At 74.6% G+C, this 10,837-nt stretch carries 13 protein-coding genes; 8 read left to right on the top strand and 5 right to left on the bottom strand.

Going from position 1 to position 10,837, the window contains the following annotated elements:
* Position 1: 1 nt before the first annotated feature.
* Complete coding sequence (locus B124_RS10120; protein ID WP_496502388.1) at positions 2 to 1,603, bottom strand: NAD(P)/FAD-dependent oxidoreductase; 1,602 nt, start codon at positions 1,601 to 1,603, stop codon at positions 2 to 4.
* Between B124_RS10120 and B124_RS10115 the strand changes: the two genes are divergently transcribed.
* Both B124_RS10115 and B124_RS10110 read left to right on the top strand, forming a co-directional pair.
* Entirely contained in the window at positions 1,515 to 1,964 is a 450-nt protein-coding gene (locus B124_RS10115) for a Scr1 family TA system antitoxin-like transcriptional regulator (protein ID WP_496502387.1), read from the top strand. The two genes, B124_RS10120 and B124_RS10115, sit on opposite strands and share 89 nt — an antisense overlap.
* Positions 1,961 to 2,176, top strand: coding sequence for a DUF397 domain-containing protein (locus B124_RS10110; protein ID WP_496502386.1), 216 nt, complete (start codon positions 1,961 to 1,963; stop codon positions 2,174 to 2,176). The genes B124_RS10115 and B124_RS10110 overlap by 4 nt, the downstream gene beginning before the upstream one ends.
* 55 nt (positions 2,177 to 2,231) lie before the next feature.
* Here the strand turns inward: B124_RS10110 and B124_RS10105 are convergent, their stop codons facing one another.
* Entirely contained in the window at positions 2,232 to 3,086 is an 855-nt protein-coding gene (locus tag B124_RS10105) for a helix-turn-helix domain-containing protein (RefSeq protein WP_496502385.1), read from the bottom strand.
* 5 nt (positions 3,087 to 3,091) lie between these two features.
* The gene (locus tag B124_RS10100; RefSeq protein ID WP_496502384.1) at positions 3,092 to 3,607 is read right to left on the bottom strand and encodes a DUF6879 family protein; all 516 of its coding nucleotides are present in this window, start codon (positions 3,605 to 3,607) and stop codon (positions 3,092 to 3,094) included.
* Positions 3,608 to 4,241: 634 nt separating this feature from the next.
* Between B124_RS10100 and B124_RS10095 the strand changes: the two genes are divergently transcribed.
* The 3 genes from B124_RS10095 to B124_RS10085 all read left to right on the top strand — a co-directional run bounded on the left by B124_RS10095 (position 4,242) and on the right by B124_RS10085 (position 5,207).
* Entirely contained in the window at positions 4,242 to 4,400 is a 159-nt protein-coding gene (locus B124_RS10095; RefSeq protein ID WP_496502383.1) for a hypothetical protein, read from the top strand.
* Between the two features lie 175 nt (positions 4,401 to 4,575).
* Positions 4,576 to 4,701 (top strand): hypothetical protein, encoded by a 126-nt coding sequence (locus B124_RS10090; protein WP_496502382.1) that lies wholly within the window; start codon positions 4,576 to 4,578, stop codon positions 4,699 to 4,701.
* A gap of 68 nt (positions 4,702 to 4,769) precedes the next feature.
* Entirely contained in the window at positions 4,770 to 5,207 is a 438-nt protein-coding gene (locus B124_RS10085) for a hypothetical protein (RefSeq protein WP_496502381.1), read from the top strand.
* 78 nt (positions 5,208 to 5,285) lie between these two features.
* On the opposite strand, the gene B124_RS10080 is transcribed toward B124_RS10085, so the two are convergent.
* Complete coding sequence (locus tag B124_RS10080) at positions 5,286 to 6,005, bottom strand: SanA/YdcF family protein (RefSeq protein ID WP_496502461.1); 720 nt, start codon at positions 6,003 to 6,005, stop codon at positions 5,286 to 5,288.
* Positions 6,006 to 6,312: 307 nt separating this feature from the next.
* Here B124_RS10080 and B124_RS10075 point away from each other — a divergent pair, with 307 nt between their 5' ends.
* Together B124_RS10075 and cutA are read left to right on the top strand one after the other, a co-directional pair.
* The gene (locus B124_RS10075) at positions 6,313 to 7,092 is read left to right on the top strand and encodes a sulfite exporter TauE/SafE family protein (RefSeq protein WP_496502380.1); all 780 of its coding nucleotides are present in this window, start codon (positions 6,313 to 6,315) and stop codon (positions 7,090 to 7,092) included.
* Positions 7,089 to 7,412 (top strand): divalent-cation tolerance protein CutA, encoded by a 324-nt coding sequence (cutA, locus tag B124_RS10070; protein ID WP_496502379.1) that lies wholly within the window; start codon positions 7,089 to 7,091, stop codon positions 7,410 to 7,412. The genes B124_RS10075 and cutA overlap by 4 nt, the downstream gene beginning before the upstream one ends.
* A gap of 107 nt (positions 7,413 to 7,519) precedes the next feature.
* Here cutA and B124_RS10065 read toward each other — a convergent pair whose 3' ends face one another.
* Positions 7,520 to 9,613, bottom strand: a complete 2,094-nt coding sequence (locus tag B124_RS10065) for a molybdopterin oxidoreductase family protein (RefSeq protein ID WP_496502378.1) — start codon at positions 9,611 to 9,613, stop codon at positions 7,520 to 7,522.
* Positions 9,614 to 9,772: 159 nt separating this feature from the next.
* On the opposite strand from B124_RS10065, the gene B124_RS10060 reads away from it, so the two are divergent.
* A complete protein-coding gene (locus tag B124_RS10060; protein ID WP_496502377.1) occupies positions 9,773 to 10,783 on the top strand; it encodes a sirohydrochlorin chelatase in 1,011 nt (336 codons plus the stop codon).
* The last annotated feature ends 54 nt before the right edge of the window (positions 10,784 to 10,837 follow it).

Genomic DNA, 10,837 nt, shown 5'->3' with positions numbered 1-10,837 from the left:
GTCAGGAGCCTCCGAGGTGGTCGGTGAGCAGGTGGTGCAGCGGGGTGCCGGGGGGCAGCGGGGCGTCGCCCTCCCAGGCGCGGGCGAGGGTGCCGACGGCGCCGAGGTCGCCGAGGAGGATGCCGCCGACGAGGCGGTCGGCGCGGACGACGACCTTGCGGTAGACGCGGCGGGTGGCGTCGGCGAGGTGCACGACGTCGTCGCCGGGCGCGGGCTCGGTCTCGCCGAAGGCGGCGAGGTCGAGGGGGCGCTCCCCTGCGGGGAGGGTGAGGCGGGTCAGCGCGCGGGTGCCGGCGTAGCGGGGCGGGCCGCCGCCCTCGCTGCGGGAGCCGGTGAGGACCCGGGCGAGCAGGTCGGCCTGGTCGAGGGCGGGGGCGGCGAGGCCGTAGAGGACGCCGGCGTGCTCGGCGCAGTCGCCGATGGCATGGATCGCCGGGTCGCTGGTGCGCAGCTCGTCGTCCACGACGGCGCCCTTCGCGACGTCGAGCCCCGCGGCCCGGGCGAGCCCGACGCGGGGGCGGACGCCGCAAGCGAGGACGACGACCTCGGCGTCGAGAACGTAGCCGTCGGCGAGTTCGACGCCGGTGACGGTACGGGTGCCGGGGCCGGGGGCGCGCACCGCGGAGGCTGCGGCGGGAGGGGCGGGGGCTGCGGTACCGGCTGGGGCGGAAGACACAGCGGTGCCGGCCGGGGTGGAGGTGGCGCGGACCGCAGGCGCGGCGGGGCCGTCGCCGGCGTCGATACCCGGGGTGCCGGCCGGAGCCGCGGCCAAGCCATCACCCGCATCGGCACCCCGACGGCCCGCCGGAGCCGCGGCCGAACCGTCGCCCACATCGACGCCCCGGGCCTCACGGGCCCGAGGCGCTGGCGTACGGCCCGCGCCGCTCGGCGGCGCCGGGCTCGTACACACCCCCCGTACCCGGCACTCTGTGTGCACCTCCACCCCCAGGTCCTCCAGGTGCGTCCGCAGCAGTCGCGCCGCGGCCGGGTCGAGGTGCCGCTCCATCAGCCGCTCCCCCTGCTGCGCCAGCACCACCCGCGCCCCGCGGAGCGCCAGCGCCCGCGCCGCCGAGACGCCGAGCAGCCCGCCGCCGACCACGACGGCCGCCGTGCCGCGTGTCGTGCCCGCGGCGAGCGCAAGGCAGTCGTCCATGGTGCGGAAGGGGTGCACTCCCGCCGGCAGCGCGCCGCCTTCGTCGTCGAACAGCCCGCGCAGCGGCGGCAGCACAGGACCGGCGCCGGTGGCCAGGACCAGCACGTCGTACGGCACGGCCCGCCCGTCGTCGCACTGCACCCGGCGCGCGGCGCGGTCGACGCGGACCACGCGCACGCCGCGCAGTGTGCGGACGGCCGGGGCCGCCGGGAGGTCGGGGAGGCGGATCACGCCCGGTTCGTAGCGCCCGGCGAGAACCTCTGCGAGCAGCACCCGATTGTACGCGGCGTGCGGCTCCTCCCCGACGAGCGTCACCCGCGCCCCGGCGGGCGCGAGCTGCCGGGCGAGCCGGGTACCGGCCATGCCGCCGCCGACGATCACGACGCGGCGTCCCTCGGCGGAGGCGGCGTCGGTCGCCGAAGCTGCGGGTACGGACACGGTCGGGCTCATGCATCCACCCTGCGGCGAACCCGTTACCCCGCCGAATCACTCCTGTTTCCGCCGCGCAACGCTGCCCTCAGCGCCGGCGGGCCGGGGCTGTGAGCGGCCGGCGGGCGGCGCGGGACCGCACACTTCGCTGACCTGCATCCACCCGCACAAGATCGGGCTGGAGCCGGACCGCATCGTGCTCGGCTTCGAGGGAAACCGGGATGTCGACGTGGCGCACTCGGAAAGCCTGACCGCGGCCTCGTACATCGAGGACCGGGAACTGGTCAGCGTCTACCGGGACGCCCTCAGCCGGCTACGGGCTGCCGCCCTGCCGGTCGAGGCGTCCGCCAAACTAATCGCAGAGATGAGGGATCACGCATGAACCACATAGGCAACGCCTCAGCCCTCGCCGTGGCCTGGTGGAAGTCCAGCCACAGCGGCGCGCAAGGCGACTGCGTCGAGGTCGGCATCATCGATGAGCAGTCCGTCGTGGTGCGCGACAGCAAGGACCCGTCAGGACCGGCGCTGCTGCTGACCCGCGACCAGCTCGCCGGGCTCGTTGCCGCCGTCCGCGCGGGTCGCCTCGAGGTCTGAGCGACATGACGAATCGCCCCCTGCACGGCCATGCAGGGGGCGATTCGTCGTGCTCTCAGCCCAGCGCTTCGATCGCCTTGAGGATCAGCGCCCGCGCTTCCGCGCCGTACACAGCAAGCTGTGTGAACTTCGCGAACGCCTGCTCGTACAACTCGATCTCGCTGGGCGCGGTGACTCGCACGCGCGCGGCCAGCAGTTCAATGTTGACCTGCGAGTCATCGAAGATCGTGAACGCCTCCAGCGGCCACATGACCGTCTCCCGCGGCGTGGCAGTGGGCACGATGCCGAGGGAGACCGCGGGCAGCGTCATGCACGCGAGCAGGTTGCCCAACTGGCCCGACATCACGCCCGCGTCGCCGAGGCGATGGTTCAGCACGTGTTCCTCGACGAGTACCGCGAAGCGGTGGTCGCCTTCGCGGATTACCCGTGAGCGCCGCATGCGCGCGGCCACGGCCTCGCTCACGTCGTCCGGGGTGCCGCGGAAGCCGGCGATGGTGCCCATCAGCGCGGTGGCGTAGGCCGGTGTTTGCAGGTAGCCGGGTACGACGTTCGAGGCGTAGGTGCGGAAGGCCCGGGTGCGTTCGTACAGCGGTGCGGCGGCTTCCTGCAGTCGGCGCAGTCCGGTGCGTTGGAGCCGCCGCCACTGGACGTACATCTGGTCGGCCTGCCGGTTGGCGGCGATGAGGTCGGGCGCCTGCTCCTCGGCGTGGCACGCGGTGCACCAGGCGCGTATGTCGGCGTCGGACGGGGCGGTGTGGGCGTTCTCGATACGTGACGGCTTGGCGACCGACCAGCCGCAGCGCGCGGCGAGTTCCTTGCTGGTGATTCCCGCGTCCAGGCGCAGCTCTCGCAGCCGGGCCGCGAGAGCTGCGCGCGCCTCATGGGCTCTGGACGATGGGGACAGGGGCATCGGGGCTACTGGATCTCGTACTCGTCGTGCGGGATCGCGCGCGCCCAGACCTTCTCGAACGCCGCAGCGCAGCGCCCGACGAGGGACGGATCATCCTGCAACTCCTTGTCGACCCACTGTCCGTCACCGGAGAATTGGTGGATGCGGATGAGCCGGTCGTCGAGGATCCAGAAGTCGCAGGCGGGGAGGAGCAGGTCCGCGGTGTGGCGCCGCGGTAGCCATCGCACCAGCTCGCCGGCCTTGACGTTGGCGGTGGTGACGTAGTGCTCCCAGCGGATGTAGTCGCTCACCGGCTCGCTGACTGCCCGGGCCCGGCGCATCGACACGCCGCGGGAGACAGCGGCTGCGACGTCGTCGTGGAACGGCCGCCACCAGGAGGCGCGGTCCTCCCAGTCGACGCGGTGACCGCGCTGCCACGCCTCGAAGCGCGGGTTCGAGAAATACTGATCGCGCATCTCCAGGCGGACGGCGGACTGCTTGGCGCCGGCGAGGAGTTCACCGAACTCCGGAATCGAGTTCATCGCACGCCCTCCTGAGTGCGGGGATCATCCTGTGCGGGATCCTGATGATGGTCTCCTCCGGCGGCTTCGGCGATCGCGCCGGTGATGTGCTGTCGCAGGCAGCAGTCGTCTCGTCGTCGGCGGAGTAGCTCTGGATGAGTAAGTCTCCCGCCTCTGGGGCGACCCACACTGTGGGGCATCCGTCTTCGTCCGTCTCCGGGTCGATCCCAACGAATCGAATGGTCGTGGCAACCTTCTTGTCTCGCGAGCTGGTTACGGGGAATTTCACCACGTTCAGCCGGTGAGGTGACGCTGTCAAGGGCGCGTTGCGGTAGCACACCAGGACATCTCAAGACGCGCGTAATTCTGTGTAACCGTTCTCCAACACGCCGCCGTGCTTCCCTACCTTCCTGGGTATGGCCGCCCATGCAGAGGCGCCGTCGGCGTCTGAACGTCCGTTGCTGACCCTGCGCGTGTCCCGCGACAGCGGGCGCACCTGGGGGCGCGAGAAGAATTTCTACGCCCGCGACTGCCTGCCTCCCCTGCTTAACAGCACCATGCCGCCGTGCGAGTGCCCGCGCTGTAAGGGGAGGCGGTGACCGTGACCGCCGATGCGGGGGGCGCACGCGGCCGTCGGACCTGTCCTGAGCCGCCCGTGGTCCTCGCGGTCCGCGACGGCAGGGAAGCGCAGCCCGTCCGCGGCTGCGAGACGTGCAGCCAGCTCGGCAAGGAGCGCCGGGACGCGCGCAACCGCGGCGACGACTCGGCCGCCACCGACTGCTCCGTCCTCATCCGCCGGCACCCCGCCCACTGAACTCCCGCCCCCTGGCCGGCCGAATCCTCCGGCCAGGGGGCGGGCTCCGGCCGACCGACCGCACATCGGCCCGGCCCGACGCGCCCCCGCCTGCCGCAACCTGCCGGCCCGGCAGGCGGGGCGCCGCACCACCGCCCCGGGCGGTCCGGGGCGCGCCGGAGAGGAGGCACACCCGATGACCTTCAACAACCCGCTGACGATCAACCCCGCCGCCTGGGGCGACCCGGGCGACGAGGACGACAACACCGACATCGAGGACGGCGACGGCGGAGGCGGCAACCCGTCCCCCGGCCACCGCTGACATACCGCGAAATGTCAGTCCCCGCGGCTACCGTGCCGCGGGGGCCGACACAGACCGACAGGAGCAGCATGGGCAGCGAGCAGACCGGCACCGGCCGCGTCACCGTCTTCCCGCTCACCCACCACTGGCCAGACCACCGCTGCCTCCTCGCCTACACCACCACCGACCACTTCGGCACCACCGCCATCGTCGGCGTCCTCCCGGTGCCGGAGCTGGAGCACCCCGACCTGCTGGCAGTCGCCGCCGACCACCACCCCCAGGGCCTCTACGGCTCCCGCGGCGGCCACGAGAACGCCTGCGCCGGCTGGGTGATCTGCACCGGATGGTCCGCCCGCATCGGCGGCTCCGGCCCCCGCCTCGATGTCAAGAGCACCGGCTGGAGCCTGCGCCTGGACCGCCGTATCGCACTGGCCACGCAGATGTACGGCCACGACGTACTCCACACCGGCACCTTCACCCTCAACGACGACGACCTGATGAAGCAGGCCCTCCAACTCGTCCGCTGAACGTCCACCGCCGGCACGGCGGACGATCCCCATCAGCCCCGACCGCCCCGCCGCGCGCGGCCGGGCACCCGCCGCCGCCTACCGCCCCGCCGCCACCGCCTCGTCCACCGCCCGCTCCCGCGGGCCCAGGAAGTGCGGGTCCGGGGTGAAGACCACGTCGTACGCCGCCTTCACCGCGCCGGGGATCTCCCGCAGTCCCCCGTAGTACCAGGTCGCCCGGTGCGGCTCGGCCACCCCGACCCCGTACGCGTCGATCCCCGCCGCCCGGCACAGCGCCAGCGCCCGGCGGATGTGGAAGCCCTGGCTGACGAGCAGTGCCCGGTCGACGCCGAAGACGCGGTGGGCGCGGGCGCAGGAGTCCCAGGTGTCGAAGCCGGCGTGGTCGCGGACGACGGCCTCGGCGGGGATGCCGCGGTCGACGAGGTAGCGCCGCATGGCGGTGGGCTCGTTGTAGTCGCGGGTGCTGTTGTCGCCGCTGACGAGGATGGCGTCGACCTTGCCCAGTTCGTACAGCTCGGCGGCGGTGTCGAGCCGGTGCGCGAGGTACGGGGACGGCTCCTCGCCCCACAGGCCGGCGCCGAAGACGAGGGCCACCGGGGCGTGCGGCGCCCGCTCGGCGGCGACGACGCGGTTCCCGGCGGCGACGAAGAGCCACGCCGAGGGCAGCAGGGCGAGGACGCAGCCCAGCGCCGCGACGCGCAGCGCCCGCCGCCGCCCGGCCAGCGTCCGCGGCAACCGGGACCGGAGCGCCGACCGCAGCCCGTACTCCGACAACTCCCGCGGCCCCGGCCACCGCAACTCCGGCAGCACCCACCCCCGCGACGGCACCACCGGCCCCCGCGACCGCAGCACCGGCACCCCCGGCCCACGCGACCGCACCCCCGGCCCTCGCGACCGCACCCCCGGCAGCAGCCCCCCGCCCGGCCGCCGCCCCCGCGCCCCCGGCAGCAGCCTCCGTATCCGTACCGCCAGCCGTATCGCCCGGTCCCCCCAGAGAATCCCCACGAAGAACTCCCCCTCCCACCCCTTGAACGCCCCCGGCGCGATCCCCGGTTCCACCCCGCCGACCGGGCCCCTCCCCACCTCGGGTTACGCTCGCCCGATCATGCCCGACATATCCCTGTTGACCCTGGTCGTGCTGTGTGTCGCCGCCGCCGCGGCAGGCTGGATCGACGCCGTGGTCGGCGGCGGCGGGCTGCTGTTGCTGCCCGCGCTGCTCCTCGGTTTCCCGCAGCACCAGCCCGCGTATCTGCTCGGTACGAACAAGGCCGTGGCCATCGTCGGCACCTCCGCCGCGGCGGTGACGTACGCCCGCAGGTCCCCGGTCGACGTGCGGCTGGCCGGCCGTATCGGGGCGGCGGCGCTCGCCGGCTCCGCGCTGGGGGCGTTCTTCGCCGCCGGGGTGAGCAGCGACGTGCTGCGGCCGGTGATCATGGGGGTGCTGCTCGCGGTGCTCGCGTTCGTCGTGCTGCGCCCGTCGTTCGGCACGGACGCCCCCGCGACCGGCCCGGTGACGGCGCGCCGGGTGGCCGCCGCGGTGGTGCTGGCGGGTCTTGGCATCGGCTTCTACGACGGGCTGATAGGCCCGGGTACGGGCACCTTCCTGGTCCTCGCGCTGACCGCCGTCCTGCAGATGAACCTCGTACTGGCGTCCGCCACCGCCAAGATCGTGAACGTGTGCACCAACTTCGGCGCACTCGTGATGTTCTCGGTCCAGGGCACGGTGCTCTGGTCGCTGGCCGCGCTGCTGGCGGTCTTCAACCTCGGCGGCGGCTGGCTCGGCGCGCACATGGCACTGAAGAAGGGCAGCGGCTTCGTGCGCGGGGTGCTGGTCGTCACGGTCGTGGGACTGGTCGCCAAGCTCGCCTACGATCAGTGGTCATGACGGACTTTCTGACGGTGCTCACGACGACGGACGCCCGCGAGAAGGCCGAGGCGCTGGCCCGCGGGGCGGTGGAGGCCGGACTGGCGGCGTGCGCGCAGGTGAGCTCGCCGGTCACGTCGGTCTACCACTGGCAGGGAGCGGTCGAGGAGCAGACGGAGTGGCAGGTGCTGCTCAAGACGACGGCCGCGCGGTACGCGGAGCTGGAGACCCACCTGCGTACGGCCCACGACTACGACGAACCGGAGATCATCGCCACCCCGGTCACCCACGGCAGCGCCGGGTACCTGGCGTGGGTGGAGAGCGAAACGGCGGCGCACTGACGGCCCGTACGGCACCGGCCGCACCGGCCCCGGTCCTCCGGCCCCGCCACCGGCCCTCCGACGCCGGCCCCGCCCCCGCCCCCCGCGCGTACGCGACGGGGCCGGAGCTACTCCCCCGCCCGCTCCACCCGTACCGCGCACACCTTGAACTCCGGCATCCGCGACACCGGGTCCAGCGCCGGGTTCGTCACCGAGTTCGCCCGGCCCGCGCCCGCCCAGTGGAACGGCATGAACACCGTGTCGGACCGGATCGCCGTGGTGATCCGGGCCGGTGCCACGGCCCGGCCGCGGCGGGAGAGGACCGCGACCGGGTCGCCCTCGGCGGCGCCCACCCGGGCGGCCAGTTCCGGGTGCATCTCCACGTACGGGCCCGGGGCGGCGGCCGTCAGCTCGCGGACCCGGCGCGTCTGGGCGCCGGACTGGTACTGCGCGAGTACCCGGCCCGTCGTCAGCCACACCGGGTAGTCCGCGTCCGTCTCCTCCGCCGCCGGCCGGTGCTGCACCCCCGCGAACCGCGCCCGCCCGTCCGGCGTCGCGAACCGGTCGAGGAACATCCGCGGCACCGGCTCGCCGCCCTCGGGGCACGGCCAGAACACGCCGTCCTCCGCCTCGATCCGCGCGTATGTGATCCCCGAGTAGTCCGCCTTCCCCCCGGCCGACGCCCGCCGCAGCTCCGCGAAGACCTCCTCCGCCGCCACCGGGAACCCCGCCGCCCGCTCCGGCGCCAGCCGCTCGGCAAGACCGCGCAGCACGTCGAGGTCGCCGCGGACGCCGGGCGGGGGGTCGACGGCGCGGCGGCGCAGCAGCACCCGGCCCTCCAGGTTCGTCAGCGTGCCGGTCTCCTCGGCCCACTGCGCGACGGGCAGCACGACGTCCGCGAGCGCCGCGGTCTCGGACAGCACCACGTCCGCCACCGCCAGGAAGTCCAGCGCCCTGATCCGCTGTTCGACGTGCGCGGCGCGCGGCGCGGAAACGACCGGGTTGGAGCCCATGAGCAGCAGCGCCCGGATGCCGTCGGGCCCGGGGGCGCCGAGGGCGTCGAGCAGTTCGTACGCGCTGCGCCCCGGCCCCGGGAGCGTACCGGGGTCGACACCCCAGACGGCGGCGACGTGGGCGCGGGCGGCGGGGTCGGTGAGCAGGCGGTAGCCGGGGAGCTGGTCGGCCTTCTGGCCGTGTTCGCGTCCGCCCTGCCCGTTGCCCTGGCCGGTGAGGCAGCCGTAGCCGGAGCAGGGGCGTCCGGGGCGGCCGGTGGCCAGGCACAGGTCGATCCACGCGCCGACGGTGTCGGTGCCCTTGGCCTGCTGCTCGGGGCCGCGGGCGGTGAGGACCATGGCGGACTCCGGCGCGCAGAACAGCTCGACGGCCCGGCGTAGCTGCGGCACGGGCACGCCGGTGATCCGCTCCACCAGCTCCGGCCAGTGGGCCATGGCGGCGGCGCGGGCGGCGGGCCAGCCGGTGGTGCGTTCCGCGATGTAGGCGTCGTCGGTGCGGCCTTCGGCGATCACGAGGTGCAGCAGGCCGAGGGCGAGCGCGAGGTCGGTGCCGGGGCGGGGGGCGAGGTGCAGGTCTGCCTGCTCTGCGGTGCGGGTGCGGCGCGGGTCGACGACGACGAGGGTGCCGCCGTTGGCGCGCAGCTCGGTGAAGTAGCGCAGGGCGGGCGGCATGGTCTCGGCGGGGTTGGCGCCGACGAGGATCACGCAGCCCGTACGGGGGATGTCGGCGAGGGGGAAGGGCAGGCCGCGGTCGAGCCCGAAGGCGCGGGTGCCCGCGGCGGCGGCGGAGGACATGCAGAAGCGGCCGTTGTAGTCGATCTGGGAGGTGCCGAGGACGATACGGGCGAACTTGCCGAGCGCGTACGCCTTCTCGTTGGTCAGCCCGCCGCCGCCGAAGACCCCGACGGCATCCGGCCCGTGCCCGGCGCGGGCGCGGCCGAGCCCGGCGGCGACGCGGTCGAGCGCCTCGGACCAGGAGGCCGGGCGGAGCGGAGCGGCTGGATCGTCGGGGTCCTCGCGTACCAGAGGCTCGGTCAGGCGGGCGGCGGAGTCGAGGACGGCGGGCGCGGTACGGCCCTTGCCGCACAGGGCGCCGCGGTTGACGTCGAACGCCGCCCGCTCCCGTACCGCGAGACCGCCCTCCCCGGCGGTTTCGAGGGTCATGCCGCACTGGAGGGAGCAGTAGGGGCAGTGGGTGTCGACGGTCATGCGCCGAGCCTGCGGGACGGATGTCACCCCTGGTGGACGGGGGTATTACAGGACGGGTTCGCCGTCCTCAGCGGCCGGGGCGTACGGGCGTGAGCAGCCGTCAACACGACGACGCACGGGTGAAACGGGGGCGCAACGGCGATGGGCGAGGCTCGCGGCATGACGGCCATATCACCGCACCCGGGAACCGCGGCAGAGCTGATCACCAGCATCACCGCCGAGCTGAGCACGCGGCTGGCGACCGTGGGCGCGAGGCGCGGGCGCCCGGGGGTTCCGGTCCTGGTGGCGGTGGCGCACGGGAGCAGGGACCCGGCGGCGGTACGCACCGTACGCGCGCTGCTCGCGACGGTACGGGCGCTGCGGCCGGGGCTGCCGGTGCGGCTGGGGCACGTGGAGCTGAACGAGCCGCTGCTGTCGGACACGTTGGGGACGCTGGCGCGGGAGGGGGGCGAGGCGGTGCTGGTGCCGCTGCTCTTCGGCCGCGGCCACCACGTGACGCGGGACATCCCGGAGATGCTGCGGACGGCGGGGCGGGGCACGGAAGCGCGGTGGGCGGAAGCGCCGGGCCACGCCGCGTCACACCCCGGGGTGGCGCCCGTACGGGACCACGAGAACGACCACGTCCGCAACCGCGCCTCCTCCGCAGTGGGCCGTCCCGGCACCCCCGCGGGCGACCGCCCCGCCGCCCCCGAACACCCCTTCGCCGCCCGGATCGCCGCGCCCCTCGGCCCGCACCCCCTCCTCGCCGACGCCCTCGCCGCCCGGCTGGCCGAGGCCGGCGGGCGCGGCTGCGACGCGGTGGTACTCGCCGCCGCCGGGTCCCGCGCCGCCCGGTCGGCGGCGGACACCGAGGCCACCGCGGCGCTGCTGGCCGCCCGGCTCGGGGTGCCGGTGCTGCCGGCGTACGCCTCGGCCGCCGCGCCGACCGTCGCGGAGGCGGCCCGTACCCTCGCCGCCCGCGGCCACCGCCGCATCGGCGTGGCCTGCTGCTTCACGGCGCCGGGACTCTTCGCCCGGCGCACCGCGGCGACGGCCCGCGCCCTGGGCCTGCCCGCCGCGGCACCGCTCGGCGCGCACCCGGCGCTCGCGCGGCTCGTACTCCACCGCTACGACGAACAGCGCGCCGCCTCCGCCACCCCGCACCCCACCCACCACCACACCGCTGCCTGAGCACGCCGCGCACGATGCGGCGGGTCAGGTCGGATCGTGTCCTGTTACGGTGGC

The organism is Streptomyces sp. CNP082, assembly GCF_059570535.1.
The sequence above is the reverse complement of the archived record's forward strand: the minus strand, read 5'-3'. Positions and strand labels throughout refer to the sequence as shown.

Bases quoted from the DNA above. Each gene is read 5' to 3' on its own strand.
- B124_RS10115 (WP_496502387.1), top strand. From the start codon at position 1,515: ATGCCGCCGCCGACGATCACGACGCGGCGTCCCTCGGCGGAGGCGGCG.
- B124_RS10120 (WP_496502388.1), bottom strand. From the start codon at position 1,603: ATGAGCCCGACCGTGTCCGTACCCGCAGCTTCGGCGACCGACGCCGCC.
- B124_RS10110 (WP_496502386.1), top strand. From the start codon at position 1,961: ATGAACCACATAGGCAACGCCTCAGCCCTCGCCGTGGCCTGGTGGAAG.
- B124_RS10105 (WP_496502385.1), bottom strand. From the start codon at position 3,086: ATGCCCCTGTCCCCATCGTCCAGAGCCCATGAGGCGCGCGCAGCTCTC.
- B124_RS10100 (WP_496502384.1), bottom strand. From the start codon at position 3,607: ATGAACTCGATTCCGGAGTTCGGTGAACTCCTCGCCGGCGCCAAGCAG.
- B124_RS10090 (WP_496502382.1), top strand. From the start codon at position 4,576: ATGACCTTCAACAACCCGCTGACGATCAACCCCGCCGCCTGGGGCGAC.
- B124_RS10085 (WP_496502381.1), top strand. From the start codon at position 4,770: ATGGGCAGCGAGCAGACCGGCACCGGCCGCGTCACCGTCTTCCCGCTC.
- B124_RS10075 (WP_496502380.1), top strand. From the start codon at position 6,313: ATGCCCGACATATCCCTGTTGACCCTGGTCGTGCTGTGTGTCGCCGCC.
- cutA (WP_496502379.1), top strand. From the start codon at position 7,089: ATGACGGACTTTCTGACGGTGCTCACGACGACGGACGCCCGCGAGAAG.
- B124_RS10065 (WP_496502378.1), bottom strand. From the start codon at position 9,613: ATGACCGTCGACACCCACTGCCCCTACTGCTCCCTCCAGTGCGGCATG.
- B124_RS10060 (WP_496502377.1), top strand. From the start codon at position 9,773: ATGACGGCCATATCACCGCACCCGGGAACCGCGGCAGAGCTGATCACC.